This window comes from Vibrio paucivorans, from assembly GCF_054053395.1.
Window position 1 is genome coordinate 1889752 of sequence record NZ_CM133230.1, and the last position, 16673, is coordinate 1906424.

Sequence of the window (16673 nt, forward strand, 5' to 3'; positions counted from 1 at the left end):
ACCAATAATGAAAATACTCGTAGTAGAAGACGACCCAAGACTTGGCGAACAGATCATTGAAACCCTTGAGCAAACAGGCTGGGTGCCAGAGCTCTCTCAAGACGGCATCGATGCGTTATACAGAGCGACATCTGAAGAGTGGGACGTCATCGTACTCGATTTAGGCTTGCCAAAACTCGATGGATTAACCGTGTTAAAAGGGATTCGAGATGAAAACATCAATACCCCTGTCGTCATCCTTAGTGCACGCGACACACTGACCCAGCGTGTTGAGGGGTTAAATGCGGGCGCTGATGATTATCTAACTAAACCTTTTGAAATGGTCGAACTCATTGCTCGAATCCGTGCGCAGCTGCGCCGTGCTTCTGGAAATGCTTCTCCAGTGATGCAAATTGGCGATCTCAGCTTAGATACACGTACCTCGAAAGTAATGTGGCAAGGCCAAGCGGTAAGCCTTACTGCGCTAGAATACAAAGTCGTTGCCTACTTTATGCATAACCCAGAAAAGGTCATCTCTCGAACTGAACTTGTAGAGCACATCTATAAACAGGACTTCGACCGCGATTCCAACACCATTGAAGTATTCATCGGTCGGATCCGTAAAAAAATCGCACCCAAGGTAATTAAAACGGTACGAGGTTTGGGGTACCAACTTAATGCTAACTAAGGTGTCTTACATCAAACGTTTGAGCTTGAAAAGCCGCTTGTTACTCGCGGCTTCTCTGTGGTTAAGCGCGATGATTTTGGCCGCTGGCATTATCATACCTAGCCTGGTCAACGACTACTTAGTGGGCGATGTAAAAAGTCAACTTCGACTGGCAATGGATGAAATCACAGCCAATGTCGAGGCTGACCAAAATGGACAACTGGCACTGACGAGCCGTCTTTCGGACCCACGATTCAACCAACCATACAGCGGCTTATATTGGGCAGCGAAAAGTGGCGAACAAACGTTACGTTCTCGCTCTCTATGGGACAGAGATCTTAAGTTAGAAAAGAAAGGCCCTATCAAAACCGTTCGTGGTGCCAAAGATGAAAAGCTCATCTACATTTCTCAAACCATCTATCTACCTGAGTTCTCCAAACCCGTTGAAGTGATTATCGGCTTAGACGAAGACCCACTTGAACACACCTTAACGGACATTATTGGACAGCTATGGATCATTCTAGGCCTGCTCTTTAGTGGCGTACTTATCTTAATTGGCTTGCAAGTCAGTTGGTCTCTACGTCCACTAGGAAAGATGCAACGCGAACTGGCAGCTTTGAAAGCAGGCAAGCAAGACGCACTTAGTTCTGAGTACCCTAAAGAAGTCTCCCCTGTGGTATCTGACCTCAATGCTCTACTCTTCCACTACCAAGAGCTTCTAGCTCGGGCAAGGCACCATGGTGGAAACCTTTCACATGCTCTAAAAACGCCACTTTCCGTGCTCAAGAACGAAATATCAACACTTGATATAGAGGATCAGAAACGTTTGTTCACTCCCGTCGATCAGATCCAGACTCAGATTGATTACCACCTCGGCAGAGCGAGAATGGCGGGTTCAATGAACATTCTATCGGTGAAATCTAACCCAAGTGAGCGCATTGACGCTATCTCTATGGCATTTGATAAAGTCTACGCGGAAAGAGAAGTCGTCTTAATCAATGAATTAGATTCGGAACTTGAAGTAGCCGTCGACCCTACCGATTTAGATGAAATGGTTGGAAACTTGCTTGAGAACGGATACAAATGGGCGAGTTCAATCATTCGTGTTCATTCCACTACCTCAGAAAATGGCGACATCATTATCAACATTGAAGACGATGGCCCTGGAATCCCAGAACAAGATTTAGACTCTGCAATTCGCCGAGGCGTGCGACTAGATGAAACGACACCTGGAACAGGGTTAGGGTTAAATATCGTTAGTGAAATGGCCCACAGCTATCGAGGAGCTTTAACGTTGCATCCAAGCCCAATGGGAGGTTTGAAAGCACAGCTTAGGCTTAAGCACTCATAGGCAAGATCACAAACAAAAACGCCTGACTTTCGTCAGGCATTTTATCAATTTAAGGTCTTTATTTCTTGGTTTGCATAGACTCGATTTACCTTATCCCATGGGATCGGGTCTATCGTCGCTCCGGCGTCTTCAGCCCGCCTATGAATACGACTAAAATATGAACTCTGCAAATACTCTTCAACACCAAATCCATTTCCATCTTTTTCCAAAATTTCACTAGGTAACAACTCAGTTACATAGATAAGTTCACCACACCCTCTGAGATAAACTTTGGCATTACCATTAGGTAGAAGACCAAATACAATTTCATCAGTATTACAATCTTCAATTATAGCGCCATCTCCTCGTACATAAGAGCGCGTATCTAATACATATTTCTTTACTTTCACGCTTACAATAAACTCCGTCGCATAAAACCTATTATTAGCAAGAGACGTCCAAAACAAATAGATCTTTTCGGGAAGTTGACTTTCTGGAACTACTTGTCGACTACGAAGCATTGTCTCGTTATGAATAGGTACACCAAATCCATCGTAGCTGGGGAATCTATTGACTATATTATCCAGTGCCGTAACCCTCATAAACTGAGAAAACTCATGAAGAGGGGACGTCCAATCATTTTCTTCGTTAACGCCGAACCCTTTAGTTACCTTTACTGGATAAAATGCTGGGGCTGCAATACTGACTTTCCAGTCCAATCGGACTTCATTACCATGAGCAGAATAGGCGAACAATAGGGTGAGTAAAACTACGTAAGCGATTCTCGAATGCACTTTAATTTTCCTTTTCACACATGTAACTTGCTCTTTTATAGCAACCTTCTTCTTCATTATAGAGCGGCCTAAATGCAAAACTATCATCTGAAGAATGATGAAACAAATTAGCCTTGAACAATTGTTCTCTCAATTCCACGTTTGATAGTGTATTTAGAATGGCTTCATACTCTCCCAATTTCGCTCTTTTCAATACTTCCTCATTGAGTGCTTTGAAGCTAGCTAAACCAACATAATCATCCACTTTAAACAAGTGCTCATCCCTCCAAAGGTAACCTTCATCATCATCTAGAGGTACACCATGAAACTCTGCCAAACCATACATCATTCTCAAGTAAAGTCTTGACATATCGCCTTCTACTCTACGTTTTAGATAAAGCGTTCCTATCGCTAACTCACTATCATTACCAGTTTTTCGAACGAGAATGGGTGGCATTACATAATTGTTTAACCCCCATCCAGTTTTCTGATCTAACGACATGGCCTCATTCAACTCTCTATTAATATCATCAAAGGCTTTATTTCTGTCCTGAGAGCTCATATAGCTGCGAGAAACCCTCTTAATTAGCTTTTTTTCAAGCAGGGGTAAAAGATAGTCTTTGTTCTCCTGGCTAAAAGACAAACTGGAGTGATAGCCTCCTCCGAGATCAGAGTGCGAACCTGGAAGGACTAACTCCAAAAAGTTTGGGGCTGAGTTGATGTGATTAAGACTAAAGTTGTAACGACACTCTATAGTAGGATCAGCAGTTAAATGCACAGCTTGTCGCACGCGACTCGGGTCAAGCCAAAGTTTAACATCTCCATTGTTATGGTGTGTTGACACATCAAAGTCTAAGATAGTCTTAGAGTCCAATGATACTAAACTGACTATTGACGCGACAGTATCAAAAAGTCCAGCAAACGTTATCTCACAACAAGAGTTTTCCTCCCAATCAAAGTCTTCTGTCAACGCAATTTTATTTTGCTTACAAGCTTCGACAAATGATACAGCGAATTGTCCTTCCTTTCCTGAAAGGACAACATTAATAAAATGCCTTGCAGCTGCAGCACCTCTACTAAATCCAAAAACATCGAACTGCAACTTTCTAAAACCATCCGCATACATTGACATGGTTGACCCAATGTTTCTCATCCGACTTAGCAGTTGTTCAATAGCCGTATCAACTTTATCGGTCACTCCGTACTTTCCAGTACCGGTACCTTGCCCCCATAGCGACTCTTCTGCTGGTGCAATATCAGTAGTATTTCCTGTTCCAATACCACTGATATACTCTGCGTAGGTCAGCAATTCACCTTCGTCATTGTCACTAACAACATACCGACTAAATAGTTTCTGAACATTCGTAATTTCATTAGCAGCACTCCCCTCAACAGTTTCAATTTCACCGTCGTCATTCTTAATCAATTTGATTAAAAAATTGTCTTCTTTAGGAAATTCAAAACACTCATCCGATAATTCCGTCACAGGAATTTGATCTTTAGGAATCCCAGTCTTTTTCGAAATGATTTCACAATCGACTTGATACTTTTGATTCCACGTTTGGTAGTAGCTATCCAACTGCTGCTTACCCCATTGAGCGCTGTAAGTATTGTTAGCGGTCCCATCAAAAAACATACCTACTCGAAGCGTAATAAAGTTAAACCCACGAACGTTCAGTACATAACTATTATCTGAGATTAGCTTTAGGTTATCTGCCTGGCCTTTTTGATGACGAAGTGGTAACTCTTGGTCATCAGTTAGCGTCGTGAGATCACCCGCTGTGACATTGAAGTATTCAGGAGCCCCTCCAATATGGTCCTTGTAGCTTTTCGAGTAGTCTAAAGTAGGTTCTCCGTCCTTATTGGGTTTGTGTGTATCTGATTGCGACTCCTTTAGCCATTCATTGCTGTCAAAAAGAAGGGTCACAGGACCACTTGCTAGGTTCGTAAGTAAAATCGGAGCTTCCCCTAACACGACTGGGAATTCATTGTCACAAGCATCTTTTAAAATTCCTGACACATTCTCAAAAGGCTGATTAAATTCATCCCTAACGACAATCTCTATCCAATGCGTCATATTTTCACAAGGCGCACAGTATGGGCTTGCACCAATCGCACTGCCACTCATGCCTGATTCTCCTTAATAGTCTCGAGAGCTTTGAGTTCATCAAAAGTTAAATGAAAAGGTTGCGATAGTTCACTAAGGTGAGTACCTGATTCATCAGCGATCGCAATAAGAGCATACTTTTCTGCTTCTTCAGGTGAGCCTGTTCGCTTGATGCCTTTATGCACCGCAGAAGAAATAGTTTGATGAACGTCGGTGAGCATCGCTAGCATATTGGGTATCAATTCCCAGCAGCGCCGCTCAATAGAATGAACGTGGGAAGCCACATCGTAGAGAGGAGCTAAATGGTGAGGCTTAATCTTCCACCATGTGTCAGGAGTGAATACATACTCATGCTGAGATTTGTTTTCGTACACGATGAGTTGATCATCTTCAACGACTGCCACCGAGCTGATACAACCCAGCAGAGTATTAATCTCTGACTGCTCCATAGTCGCTAGCATCTTGGTCAACACTGTGCGGTCGTAAAAACGAAACATAGTTTCTACCCCATCTAACGAAGCAATTAACAAGCTTTGTAGATGCAGGCTTACCGACTGAGGATTTTCCTCTGACGCCAATCCTATACCTAACGAGACTAATTCTTCTGGTAGCTGAGATACTTCGTCATCATAAGGTATTAACCAAGGGCTCAAAGATTGAACCGACGCAAATAGCGCTCCTTTAAACAGGGGAATAGCCTCATCGAATGCAAACCCTTCATTCTTTTTGATAGCTGTGTTGTAAGTGCTTGCATCAACCAACCAATATTTCGACGCTGTATTATCGTTTAACCACGTTCCAAGCATTAGGATTCCTCCGACAGTGGGCAAACTGGTACAGCTGGGGAACCTAGCTGCTCCGCTTTCAACAACGCTTGGTAGGACACCGTTTTTGGTACTCCTGGTGGTAATGGTGATTCCACTCCACCCGGCAGTTCTGCGATGTCACCTTGGAATCCACTACCCTGCCCGGCACTTCCACCCGCATTTAGATTGATAGCAGGGCCGACCAAATGAACCCCCGAACCGTCCACTTTGACAAAACTGCCGCCAGCTTTCAGGGTGATCTCTGCGCCCGCTTCAATCACAACTTTCGCACCGCTTTTTAGGTGAACTTCTCTTCCTACTTGAGCGACATACTTATTAGCCACTTGTTGTTGGATACTGGCGTGGTTGATGTCAACTTTGTTCCCTTTTACAGCCAATCGACTTTCACCAGTAGTTGTGCTGTGCTGGTTAACGGTGATTTGCTTAAATTGGTTACTTTCAACAAGGGTATGGTGATCGTGAAGAACGTGCGTGGTGCTATCGTTATTGATCGCGCAATTGAGATCTTTTTGCGCATGTAGATATACCTGTTCTTCACCAGCAAGGTCTTCGAAGCTTAGTTCATTAAACCCTTCTCCTTGATGAGTTTTACTGCGCATCACCGTTTTAGTCTTATGGTCCGGCACCGAATATGGAAGACGGTTTTGAGCGTGATAACTTCTTCCCGTTACGATAGGTTGGTCAGGGTCGCCATTGAGAAAGGAAACAATCACTTCTTGGCCGATCCTCGGCAGCGCCATCATCCCATACTGAGCACCGGCCCAGCCTTGAGATACTCGAATCCAACACGAACTGTGTTCATCACTGTTGGAGTAGCGATCCCATGGGAAGTGCAATTTAACGCGACCATGTTCATCACAAAATATTTCTTCTCCAAGCGGCCCTACGACAGTTGCCACACAAGGTCCATCCACTTTAGGTTTGGGTTGAGGTTCCGCTTGCCAGTTGTTGGTTGTTGGGATCAGCGTTAGATCACTTTTAAAGGTCGTTGCGCCAGCGCCAGCGCCAGCTTCTTCCTCTAATGCTTGCGGCTGCTCTCCTCTAGACACTAAACTCACCACCAACCAGTGTCGGTTCATGTCTGGGTTGAGGTGGTCCATCAACGTAAAGTTAATTCCAGCCTGCAATGACTGATGATCACCTTTTGCTAAAGCAATGTGTGCGTTGCGCCTCAAAGCCTGTAAGCGTATGTCATTAAACGCACTTCCCGTCTCATCATCTTTGAATCGGCCTGGAAAATCATAGTGCTCGTACTGCACGGCCGTGTCCCCTGCCACGCTTAGCGTTTGGGCAAATAAGTACTCTGTTTTTTTGAAACTGTAATCACTCAGTGCCGAATGGCATACATCGCTTTGTTTACGCTCAGTTAAACCACATATGTATGCGTCTTCTGCTATACCACCGGAAATATTGTTGTAAGTAACGGGCTCACCTAGCAGTGGCAAGCTATCCGACGCATCGCTGAAAATGACCGTGTGTTTACCTTGTTCATGGATAAAACTGTACGTTAGTCCTTCTTCCGCCGCTAAACGCTCAATGAATGCTAGATCCGTTTCTCTATATTGAATGCAGAACTCTCGTTGGGTGAGCTCCCGTTTTAGCGCAAATGAATAGTTGTCGATGCCATTTTCTTGAAGCAGAACGGAAATGATATCTGCGGCACTGTGTTGTTGGAAAGTTCGACTGTTATGGCGCAAAGATAGGCGTTCTATAGCGGGAACCAATACCAACGAATAAAAGGTGTAGCTATGGCCTGTATCGCCTTTGCTGAATGAACGTACAATTCCATGCACGGTACGAACTCGCTCACCATTTCTAAACATACTGAGCTCAACGTTCTTATCGACGATCTGCTCCGCTGTAACAGTGTGCAGCCGGCTAGCAAGAGCAACATCGTATCTATACCCGTGACATTGCACGCCCTCACTAATTTGAATCGAGGATAATGACTCGTGTGCATCGAACTCTCGGACAACGAATAGCTCCTCGCTTTGTCCTTCAACGCTGATACTGTATCGCAATGTTGCCATCTTACGCCCTCAAACCCGCTATCCCCGGGTTGTCTACCTAAACCTGTGCTTGAGCGGATCCGAGCTCCCAATGCTAACCGCTACAAACGCCAAAACCTTAAGCTAGAAACACTGATGTATGTCTCTGGCTTAAGGCTTTGAAAAACTGCCCACTGCCTAATGGCGAATGGGCAGCATGCAGAATTATGCTTCTACTGGTTTACGCCAGTCATCAGCACCAGATGTTCCTGCATTTACGTGGTCCCAAGTAATCTTACGGTAAGACATTGAAACAGTTACGTTTTGAGTAAAATCTGAGTTAGCTGGATCTTGGCAGTGAGGCATTTCACATTGAATATCAACGATAGACGCACTCTCTAGTTTGGTCGTGAAGAAGTTTTCTTGCTTACCTTCGATAGAAGTGCGGTACCACTTCAGCTCGATAGTTTTCATCTTCTCACCAGAAGAAAGTGCGTTGTAAAGCAGTGGAACTGCTTTGTTTAGCGCTACTGTGAATTTAAACGGCTTGTGAACACGCTGACCTGATGGCTGCCCAGATTGAGGATCAGTCGGTACTGTGATCACGTGATCAAACTCTTGTACTAGCATCTCATCTTCGTGGCCTTCAACGAATGAATCGCCAATTGAATCTGAAGTACATGCACCAGCAGTGATTAGACCCTGAGATTCACCTTCGATAGAGATATAACATGGAGTTGGCATTGCATTTTCCTTACTTAAATAATGATTACTACTAGTTGGTTTTGTGTAAAACGAGCTAGTAAGAGCAAGGTTGATGCCACGAAAAACACCATATAAAAACAGTTAGTTATATTTACAAAACCATAATCACAAGCAAGGTTTTGCTCGCAATTAGGCGGTTTATTACTTGTAGGCAAGGTTTCGAATTAGGTTCGATTCGCTGCATGTAACGTCATAGAGTCCGAAATCACAAGAATTCGACCATCAGTATAGTAGTCATGACCATCGTCTAGAGCGATCGGGCGTTCAGTGTGAAGATACTCCACATCCCAGCCCTGACTTACTTCGAGCACGTTTTCAGCTATGGCATCACGTTCTACATCTACGTTCGGATCTATACGATGCAGCACAGTAATAATCCCCGAATAAGGCGTGATCTTTAAACCATCATCATAACTGACGGCACCCACCCATATATTTTGCCCAGTCTTTTGTTCCTCCCCCGCAAACCACCATCTTATATGGCTACGCTTCAACAAGTCACCAGGCAGTTGGAATGCCATATGTTGCGGTTCCCCCTGCCAAAATAGGTCAGAAACGGGTGGAGTCTTACCCTTTAGCAACTCTATATAACCGTTAAATTCAATGTCGTTTCGCGAAAACGTTTGATTCTCTAGCCAACCCAGTGTTTGCATAAGCGGCTTTGGAGATTCGCCAACGTAAACAATATTCACCGCTTGAGCTTTGAAGTAATTAGATTTGCCTGGATAGGCTTTATATTGGTGTGCTTCAATCGTATCAAGGGATATCGTCGCTGCACCATCAGGAACTACGTTAGCCAAATCATCCGCTCGCATGAAGAAGTGGCCATAGTTGGATACCACAAGCGCTAATAGAAGTGCTGCTATGGATTTTACCCCAAGAAATCGCCAGCCTCTTTTCCACCCCAAATAAGCAACACAGAGTGAAAATAGTAATGCAAAAAGTGAGTAAGCGTGTTCAATGACAAAAACCTTCACCTCATTAAGTACAGGGATGTTGTTTAGGCCATAAGCCATCAAATAACCCCAAGCGACAAACTGCCCTACGCCCAGAATTAGGCCTATAGAAGAAAAAGTGGTGAAACGCTTCCAAGTGACGTGATTGATGCCGGCGACAAAAGGCACAACCCAAGCAACAGGCCCTAGCAAACGCGAGAATGCAAGAACATAATTTCCTCGCCGTTTCATCAATAACCTAGCTCTTGCAAAAGCTCGGCGCGTTTTAGGCTGCCACCTCGTCAACTTCCGTTGGAACTTGCTTCCAACTCTACGACCAATCAAATAGCTGAGCTGGTCTCCAATGAAACCACCAAACAACACCGCCACCACGCCCGCCAAAGCGCCTTGATAAAGCTGATAACCTGCGGCAATAAGAAACGGTTCGCCTGGTACGAATAAATTGGGCCCTATAAGCGCATCCAATAAGGCCCCAATAAATAAGCTTGCTCCTTCAAACATCACTAGACCACCTGCTTATTGGCAATTAGGTGTTTGTTCTTTGTAGTGGCCGAACTTGTATTCCATTTCGTTATTGCGCATTTCTCCAAAGAAGAATCGGCGTAAGTTAGCTTTTAGATACGTCCAACCCATCGCGAATAACCCATCTTGATCCAATCGTCTTGGGTCAAATCCAAACGTAAGCGGGAGTAATCGGTAACGCCATGTCTTACTGGCTTTCTTCACATAATTGCAGTCTTCACACAACGTAATTTGTTCATCAAAGCCACCAATTTCTTTATGTACTCTTTGAGTCGAGAAGATACATGCACCCACAGCCGTTGGGAAAAAGAACTGCGTTGAGAACAAACCTAAGTTGAACAAGCCGTAACCTAACTTATGAACAACAGGAAGTTCTTTTGCCCCCATGTATACACCAGCCACTTCCAGTTTTTTGCTCTCTAGCTGGCTCATTGCTCGGGTAAGGAAATCGCTCGATAGCCTTACATCTGCATCCAGGAACAGCAAACGTTCGTGCTTAGCTAGCGACGCTCCGGTATTGCGGCCTAAACTTACTCCTCGCTCTTCCATCTTATGAACCGTTAATGCAGGTAGGCTTTCACTAAACGCCGATGCGACTTCACAAGTTGCATCGTCACTGTTTGAATCTACTACAATCACTTCAAACTCTCGGTGACTCTGTTTTGTTAAGTCTTCCATCAAACGGCCGATACGGTTCTCTTCATTTAATGTAATGACTATAATGCTGACTGGTTTCATAATTGCTCCGTTAATCCTATCTCTGAACGTGTGATTAAGATAAAGCAGTAAGACTGAACTCCCTCTGAGTAACGTGTTCAGTTTCAGTTCATTCAGATAACTTACTTTTCAAGCAATTAGCTCACACGAAGTGAAACCAGAGATTAAAGGTGAAAAACGCTTAGAATACGGGCAGATGAGACAATAACTATTGCTGAAAAGTGGAGACAATGATAGTATCCGCGCTCGCTTTGACAGTAACTACCATTACTTGTTGAAGTCACATAGCATCTCACAAGGTCGCATTGTGGATGTGATAGTTTAAATTTTTACTAATTTGAGAGTAAAACTATGAAATTTGAAGCAGTAGTACGTACTGAGCTAGGTAAAGGTGCGAGCCGCCGCCTACGTCACGCTGGCCAATTCCCAGCAGTTGTTTACGGTGGTGAAGCAGCACCAGTTTCTATCGCGCTTAACCACGATGACGTGATGAACCAAATGGACAAGCCAGCATTCTACGAAGCAATCACTCTAGTGATTGACGGCGCAGAAGTTAAGGTTAAGCCACAAGACGTTCAACGTCACGCGTTCAAGCCAAAAGTTGAGCACATGGACTTCATCCGCATCTAATTCCCTACCAAGGAATTAGTTGGATTAAATCCAGCCTTTTGCATATAAGATAATCGGCCTTACCATCCGAGACATCTAAAAATTCGAAACCCCGATGCTACCAACATCGGGGTTTCACCGTTTTTAGGCTCTAAAAGTCTTAACTTTCTCATTCAAATCAAAACCTTAAAATACCTGACTAGTCCATGGGTGTATAAAGGGTGTAGCTAGGGTGTCGTTATACAGTAGTTTCTCTCCAGAATACCTTTGACTCAATTTTAGTCCAACTCGAATCACTGCCTGGAATTTGTGAACATACTGCCGCACCTCAACTAAGCTCCAAGATTCAGCCTTAAAAATGCAACAAGGCGCACATAATACACCCTCTAATAAATTCTTAACGAGAGAGGCTAGAAGAATGGAAGGCAGGTGTATGAGTTAGTGGAGGAGTTAGATAGTCACTAATTAAGCGATAGGCAGCCTAAATAGCTTGTCTATACATCTGTATAAGAATATTGAGCTAATCAAATGAATAGAAACTCAGAATACCACGGTGCTCAGAACCAAACTTAGTTTAAGAACTACTTTTACTGATGCACCTAGTCTAGACTGATTGATTTACTTGTATGCTCTTCGTCTTTAACTCTATTCGCTATCAAAGAAAACTTAGTCACGAGCTCCGCTACATTTTTTGCATCAAACTTTTTGATTAAGTTTGCTTTGTGAATCTCCATAGTCCTTATCGCAATAAAGAGCTCATCTGCTATCTGTTTGTTCTTTTTCCCTACAACGACATGTTTTAGAACTTGCTTCTCTCGATGAGTTAAAGATTCGTACTGGGCCAAAACTGAAAGTTCCTTTTCAAACTCAATGGAATTAGCAAACGCCTTATCAACCGCTGATGTAAGCTTGCCTATCACTATCGGTTTTTCTAAAAATTCCACAGCACCTAATTGCAGCGCATTAACGGCTGTACGAACGTCACCTCGACCAGTTAGGAACACTATTGCTAAAGGGCTTTTCTGCTCAACCAAATACTTTTGAACATCAGTCCCAGCCATCCTTGGCATATGATTATCCAATATCACACACCCAGGCACAGAGACGTTCGCATTTGTTATGAAATCTTCACCATCCGTATAGCACTCCGTTTCATACCCAAGTTCATTGAGTAGCATTGAAAGTGATTCCCTAATCGACGGCTCATCATCAACGATATAAACAAGCATTAACTCTCCTCACTTATAGGTAAATAAAACTCTGCCGTACAGCCCACTACTGGCCCATTTTTCAAGCTCAGTTCACCGCCATGAGCTTCTATCACATCTTTGCAAATGACTAACCCTAAGCCCAAACCCTCAGTTTTTGTCGTAACAAATGGTTTTGAAATATGCTCAAAGTTATCACTTAGACCAATACCAGTATCAATAACATTCATATAAACATTGTTATCTTTCAATTTAGTTTTGACAACCACTCTTTTTTCAATAGCTTTGCCATCGTTAGTCACACATGCCTCTATCGCATTGGTAATAAGATTGATAAGCACTTGTTGGATTGCAACTGGATCCATATCTACAAAACATGGCCGATCGAGCTGGCTGTATGATAAGGCGACGCCGTTAATGACAGCTTCCTGTTTTACCAGTTGTAACGTTTCCGAAGTTAGCTTGTCGATATCTGTTAACTTACTGTTACTCTTGCTGGTTTTGACTTGCTCACGAATTCGTTTGACGACGTTACTCGCTCGCTCAGCCTGGTCATGAATGTCAGTAAACAACCCTGCAAAATCTCTCGAGTCAACGTTATCTTGAGAGCTTCTCAACTTTCCGATAAAACTATAGTTCAATATAGAAGTAAGAGGCTGGTTGATTTCGTGCGCTAAGCTACTCCCTAGCTCACCGACTACATAAACACGTTGAGCATGAGCCAGTTGTGCACTTTTATCTGCAAGTTGTTGTTCTGCTTTAATAAGGCTTGAATGTTTTGTCCTGATCAATCTCTCCCGAACGACGGTGTATATTGCAAAAACTAGAAGTAAAGTTAAGACCGTAACCGCTAATTCAACCCTCTCAAAAAACCAAGCTTTAGCACCAACCCACCAGCGTTGCTTCAATGGGTGAATATTTAGTTCAAGTAGCAGCTTCTCTACGCTGAGAATACTCGGTGGTACTGACCATCCCTCGGCATTTGAAGCTATTGCAGCTTCAGACACCGAAGGCATTCGTAATAGGTGATAGGCAACATTTTCTGATAATTCACTAGACACCCAGTTACCCGCGAGAACATTCCAATTTGGAAATAATTTCGTTGAACTGGCACAAGGAAAATCTTGTAAAAACTGCTTTCCTAGCACTCTTAGTTCACCTGGTGCAACCAATTTCTCTTGCTCTAACTGCTCCAGTAAACACGCAGGAACAACTGCTGCATCCACATAACCATCACGAACCCATAGCAAATGCATGTCGGTAGGGTAATTGGGACTAACAACAGCCCTAAAGTAGGACTTTACGTCAATACCTAGGCTTTTAAGCTTAGCTCGGAAAATTGAATGTCCGCCAGCAGTTTGTTCAGACAAAGAAGGAATAGATATCCTCTTACCTTTCAAATCATGAATCGTTTGGTAGCTAGATTCAGCAGCAACGATAACACTTGCGCCACTTGCTACTAATGAGCCACCTGCATACCTGCTCCTTTTCGTCGCTACCCACGACATTTCATATTTTCCAGCAAGATACACAGATTGGATTGAGTTGGTAATAAAGAAATCAACACGTTGATTTTTAATAGCTTCTTCGACTTCATTCCGAGCTATTGGATACAACTTAAATTTTGAACCCGTGATGTGCTTTTCTAAATAGTTAAGAGTTGGTAGCCACGTACTTTCAGCGTTCAACAATCCTCTATTAGCCAGTACACCAACCTTTACTTCTTTTACGGTTCTAACATCAAGTTCATGCGCCAGCACTATATTTGGGCAACTAAAAACTATCGAACCCACGACTACAGTGGTTACATATAGAGCCTTCAGTAATCGAATATGTTCCACCAAGTTAATAACCAATTAAACCAAATTATCCAATCGTTATCATTTTAATTAATAAATTCATTTTGTATACACGGAAAAATAATTTAACCTCAAAAACGTATTATTGCGGAAAACCACTACATACAATCAATAAAAACAAACATAAAATATAATAATCTCGTCTTGGTGTAGGGAAAATTAATATTACTCTCCCTCAAGATATATTATCAACATTAAATATTTCAAAATTATTACAAGTTTAACTTTAGGAACCCCATAGGTATAACGGAAAATGTATACGATAGATAACAAGTACATAGTGGATGGAAACACAAACACCCTAAAGCTCAATAGCAACGGAGAACTAATTCAGATCGGAAGACAAGATTTTAATGTACTTTGGGTATTGTGTGATCATGCTGGAGAAGTAGTGAGTAAGGAGTCACTGCTCAATTCTGCGTGGGAAGGTAAAATTGTCTCACAAAGCTCTCTTACGCAATCAATAAAAAACATACGTCAATATTTAGGCGACGCAGGTCGAACACAGAAATATATAAAGACTGTCAGTGGAAAAGGATACTTACTAAATATTGATTGCATTACTAATACTGATGTAGATGAATCATTCAGCAAAAGTACTCCACCTCATGTAGCTGAAGACGAAAGTATCGGTTTATCTTCGGCTAAGCTAATTCCATACGTAAAACGTTGGAAATGGCACGCAGTGATGACTCTCATAGTTGTATTTACAATAAATACCGCTTTCACATGGCTCGACTACTCAGAGGACAGTGCTCTACTGTCCTCGCTGAAAACATATAAAAGTGGAAAACTGACTATACACTCTGATTATATCATCTCGGGGGAAGAGCTTGAGAAAAACAAAGCACTACTAAATAAAATCCGACATGCCTTTCTTTACATTCACAAAGATAATATATCGATATCAATAATTAAGTTGGATGGCCAAATAGTCAACAAACTATACAAAACTAAAGAGAATAATACTGCAAACATGGCTATTCATCTGTTCAAGGAGGAATTGAATAATGCGTAAAATTGTATTCACTCTAGTAGGTGCTTCTTTAATGTCATTTAATTTAGGCTCCTACTACTACTTTGAATTAAAGGACCAGGGAGAAAACATTTATTCTTCCAGTTATACAGTAGAGGATCTGGATAGCAACTACAGTGCCGAAGTAGACATAGAAACATATATCGACGGTGGTATTTATGCACTGCTCACAAGAGTCAAAGAGTCAAAAGATGAGAACTATTTAAATGCTGAAATAAAAACCACAGGAAGGTTTACAAATGAAACTCATGATACTGACATCTTCAGAGCAGATGATACTAGATACCTATACAAGGAAAAGATAGGTAATGCGAGAAAACTCCCTATTGCGAGAAAGAAAACAAGCGTTGCTAGGAAGTCCTCGAAGCTAAATTCAAACATAAGGCTATTCGAAGATGAAAATACCATATCCATCTTATCGTATAGGAATGGTGGTCAAGTATTGAGCTACCAAAAATCCGAGCTAAAGCAAGCTTATTAAGAACCAATTACTATGGCGTATCCAAAACTCACACAAAAGGAGTTTTTACATAAAGCCACATTAAGGTGGGGAGATAAATACGGCTACCAACAAGCCTTATACCGTAACAGTCGAACCCAACTTAAAATTTATTGTAAAAAGCACAAGTCTTATTTTCTACAAACGCCAAAGTCTCATTTCTATACCAAGCATGAATGCTGCCCGCTTTGTTATAAAGAAGTCTCTGGCACCTTCCAAAATGAATGGCGTTTGATAGAGCAAAAGGAAGAAGCTTTAAACATTCAACATCAAAAACTCATAAATCAAGTACTAAGCGATGAAGCATAGTGCCCAACCAAAAGGTTGGGCATTTTATTAATCTAAACGTTCTAAGCTCTTTTCCGGTGGGATCAACTTAATAGTACTTCCGATAGCGATACCAGAGGTTAATCTTTCTGCTGGGTTGTATATATCACACTGAAAAGATTGGAAATCGTGCTGTCCATTTACAATGAGCGTCTGACTACACAGATTCGGAGGCTGATATTCCAGCCTGATTGAAAATGAGTCACTAAGCCAAGAGCCATCGAATGTCATGTATCTAGGCCCTTCTTCTTCCGAGCAGCCTGTAATGTTTTGGTTATCAATATACGAAAGGAGCACAGAAGTTGCGAATGGTGGTGCTTGAGTTGGGTTGTCGGCGGCTGTGGGTAACCAGCAATTCTGCTCTTGATACTCCGAAAAGTTCACCGGCGAAGATGAGCTGTTTTGTACCACAAAATCCCATGGGACTACATTGTTGGCAGAAGCCGTTGCTGAAATAATCGATAAGGTAAGTAGTAATCTTTTCATTTCTAACTCCTAGTTTCA

General features: G+C 42.5%; 16 protein-coding genes. 6 read left to right on the forward strand and 10 right to left on the reverse strand.

The features are described from left to right. Positions 1–7 precede the first annotated feature (7 nt). Together ACXABW_RS08645 and ACXABW_RS08650 are read left to right on the forward strand one after the other, a co-directional pair. Entirely contained in the window at positions 8–667 is a 660-nt protein-coding gene (locus ACXABW_RS08645; protein ID WP_252027391.1) for a response regulator transcription factor, read from the forward strand. After that, positions 657–1997 carry an ATP-binding protein gene (locus ACXABW_RS08650; RefSeq protein ID WP_457522192.1) on the forward strand — a complete coding sequence of 447 codons (1341 nt, stop codon included), beginning with the start codon at positions 657–659 and terminating at the stop codon, positions 1995–1997. Before ACXABW_RS08645 ends, ACXABW_RS08650 begins: the two co-directional genes overlap by 11 nt. A gap of 44 nt (positions 1998–2041) precedes the next feature. Here ACXABW_RS08650 and ACXABW_RS08655 read toward each other — a convergent pair whose 3' ends face one another. The 7 genes from ACXABW_RS08655 to ACXABW_RS08685 all read right to left on the reverse strand — a co-directional run bounded on the left by ACXABW_RS08655 (position 2042) and on the right by ACXABW_RS08685 (position 10652). After that, positions 2042–2827 (reverse strand): DUF2931 family protein, encoded by a 786-nt coding sequence (locus tag ACXABW_RS08655; protein ID WP_457522193.1) that lies wholly within the window; start codon positions 2825–2827, stop codon positions 2042–2044. After that, complete coding sequence (locus tag ACXABW_RS08660) at positions 2772–4877, reverse strand: T6SS phospholipase effector Tle1-like catalytic domain-containing protein (protein WP_457522195.1); 2106 nt, start codon at positions 4875–4877, stop codon at positions 2772–2774. Before ACXABW_RS08660 ends, ACXABW_RS08655 begins: the two co-directional genes overlap by 56 nt. After that, entirely contained in the window at positions 4874–5662 is a 789-nt protein-coding gene (locus ACXABW_RS08665) for a DUF4123 domain-containing protein (protein ID WP_457522196.1), read from the reverse strand. The genes ACXABW_RS08660 and ACXABW_RS08665 overlap by 4 nt, the downstream gene beginning before the upstream one ends. Next, complete coding sequence (locus ACXABW_RS08670; protein WP_457522197.1) at positions 5662–7713, reverse strand: type VI secretion system Vgr family protein; 2052 nt, start codon at positions 7711–7713, stop codon at positions 5662–5664. The genes ACXABW_RS08665 and ACXABW_RS08670 overlap by 1 nt, the downstream gene beginning before the upstream one ends. Positions 7714–7896: 183 nt before the next feature. Further along, entirely contained in the window at positions 7897–8415 is a 519-nt protein-coding gene (locus ACXABW_RS08675; protein ID WP_252027401.1) for an Hcp family type VI secretion system effector, read from the reverse strand. Positions 8416–8600: 185 nt separating this feature from the next. Next, a complete protein-coding gene (locus tag ACXABW_RS08680; RefSeq protein WP_457522198.1) occupies positions 8601–9893 on the reverse strand; it encodes an LssY C-terminal domain-containing protein in 1293 nt (430 codons plus the stop codon). 15 nt (positions 9894–9908) lie between these two features. Then, the gene (locus ACXABW_RS08685; RefSeq protein WP_252027404.1) at positions 9909–10652 is read right to left on the reverse strand and encodes a glycosyltransferase family 2 protein; all 744 of its coding nucleotides are present in this window, start codon (positions 10650–10652) and stop codon (positions 9909–9911) included. A gap of 330 nt (positions 10653–10982) precedes the next feature. Between ACXABW_RS08685 and rplY the strand changes: the two genes are divergently transcribed. Further along, positions 10983–11261: a 50S ribosomal protein L25 gene (gene rplY / locus ACXABW_RS08690; RefSeq protein WP_252027406.1), complete on the forward strand. Its 279-nt coding sequence runs from the start codon at positions 10983–10985 to the stop codon at positions 11259–11261. Between the two features lie 578 nt (positions 11262–11839). Here the strand turns inward: rplY and ACXABW_RS08695 are convergent. Together ACXABW_RS08695 and ACXABW_RS08700 are read right to left on the reverse strand one after the other, a co-directional pair. Continuing rightward, entirely contained in the window at positions 11840–12469 is a 630-nt protein-coding gene (locus tag ACXABW_RS08695) for a response regulator transcription factor (protein ID WP_457522201.1), read from the reverse strand. Beyond that, positions 12469–14136, reverse strand: coding sequence for a sensor histidine kinase (locus ACXABW_RS08700; RefSeq protein ID WP_457522203.1), 1668 nt, complete (start codon positions 14134–14136; stop codon positions 12469–12471). The genes ACXABW_RS08695 and ACXABW_RS08700 overlap by 1 nt, the downstream gene beginning before the upstream one ends. A 424-nt stretch (positions 14137–14560) precedes the next feature. On the opposite strand from ACXABW_RS08700, the gene ACXABW_RS08705 reads away from it, so the two are divergent. Genes ACXABW_RS08705 through ACXABW_RS08715 form a run of 3 tightly spaced genes read left to right on the forward strand, consistent with a single transcriptional unit; the run spans position 14561 to position 16151 of the window. Beyond that, positions 14561–15325, forward strand: coding sequence for a winged helix-turn-helix domain-containing protein (locus ACXABW_RS08705; protein ID WP_457522205.1), 765 nt, complete (start codon positions 14561–14563; stop codon positions 15323–15325). Then, positions 15318–15824 (forward strand): hypothetical protein, encoded by a 507-nt coding sequence (locus tag ACXABW_RS08710; protein ID WP_457522207.1) that lies wholly within the window; start codon positions 15318–15320, stop codon positions 15822–15824. Before ACXABW_RS08705 ends, ACXABW_RS08710 begins: the two co-directional genes overlap by 8 nt. 12 nt (positions 15825–15836) lie before the next feature. Beyond that, positions 15837–16151, forward strand: coding sequence for a hypothetical protein (locus ACXABW_RS08715; RefSeq protein ID WP_457522208.1), 315 nt, complete (start codon positions 15837–15839; stop codon positions 16149–16151). A 27-nt stretch (positions 16152–16178) separates the two neighbouring features. Here the strand turns inward: ACXABW_RS08715 and ACXABW_RS08720 are convergent, their stop codons facing one another. Beyond that, a complete protein-coding gene (locus ACXABW_RS08720; protein ID WP_457522210.1) occupies positions 16179–16655 on the reverse strand; it encodes a hypothetical protein in 477 nt (158 codons plus the stop codon). Between the last annotated feature and the right edge of the window lie 18 nt (positions 16656–16673).

What these genes read in the sequence shown, in the direction of transcription:
- ACXABW_RS08675 (WP_252027401.1), bottom strand. Translation starts at nt 8,415, where the DNA reads ATGCCAACTCCATGTTATATCTCTATCGAAGGTGAATCTCAGGGTCTA.
- ACXABW_RS08650 (WP_457522192.1), top strand. Translation starts at nt 657, where the DNA reads ATGCTAACTAAGGTGTCTTACATCAAACGTTTGAGCTTGAAAAGCCGC.
- ACXABW_RS08665 (WP_457522196.1), bottom strand. Translation starts at nt 5,662, where the DNA reads ATGCTTGGAACGTGGTTAAACGATAATACAGCGTCGAAATATTGGTTG.
- ACXABW_RS08670 (WP_457522197.1), bottom strand. Translation starts at nt 7,713, where the DNA reads ATGGCAACATTGCGATACAGTATCAGCGTTGAAGGACAAAGCGAGGAG.
- ACXABW_RS08680 (WP_457522198.1), bottom strand. Translation starts at nt 9,893, where the DNA reads ATGTTTGAAGGAGCAAGCTTATTTATTGGGGCCTTATTGGATGCGCTT.
- ACXABW_RS08645 (WP_252027391.1), top strand. Translation starts at nt 8, where the DNA reads ATGAAAATACTCGTAGTAGAAGACGACCCAAGACTTGGCGAACAGATC.
- ACXABW_RS08720 (WP_457522210.1), bottom strand. Translation starts at nt 16,655, where the DNA reads ATGAAAAGATTACTACTTACCTTATCGATTATTTCAGCAACGGCTTCT.
- rplY (WP_252027406.1), top strand. Translation starts at nt 10,983, where the DNA reads ATGAAATTTGAAGCAGTAGTACGTACTGAGCTAGGTAAAGGTGCGAGC.
- ACXABW_RS08685 (WP_252027404.1), bottom strand. Translation starts at nt 10,652, where the DNA reads ATGAAACCAGTCAGCATTATAGTCATTACATTAAATGAAGAGAACCGT.
- ACXABW_RS08660 (WP_457522195.1), bottom strand. Translation starts at nt 4,877, where the DNA reads ATGAGTGGCAGTGCGATTGGTGCAAGCCCATACTGTGCGCCTTGTGAA.
- ACXABW_RS08695 (WP_457522201.1), bottom strand. Translation starts at nt 12,469, where the DNA reads ATGCTTGTTTATATCGTTGATGATGAGCCGTCGATTAGGGAATCACTT.
- ACXABW_RS08705 (WP_457522205.1), top strand. Translation starts at nt 14,561, where the DNA reads ATGTATACGATAGATAACAAGTACATAGTGGATGGAAACACAAACACC.
- ACXABW_RS08710 (WP_457522207.1), top strand. Translation starts at nt 15,318, where the DNA reads ATGCGTAAAATTGTATTCACTCTAGTAGGTGCTTCTTTAATGTCATTT.
- ACXABW_RS08655 (WP_457522193.1), bottom strand. Translation starts at nt 2,827, where the DNA reads ATGAAGAAGAAGGTTGCTATAAAAGAGCAAGTTACATGTGTGAAAAGG.
- ACXABW_RS08715 (WP_457522208.1), top strand. Translation starts at nt 15,837, where the DNA reads ATGGCGTATCCAAAACTCACACAAAAGGAGTTTTTACATAAAGCCACA.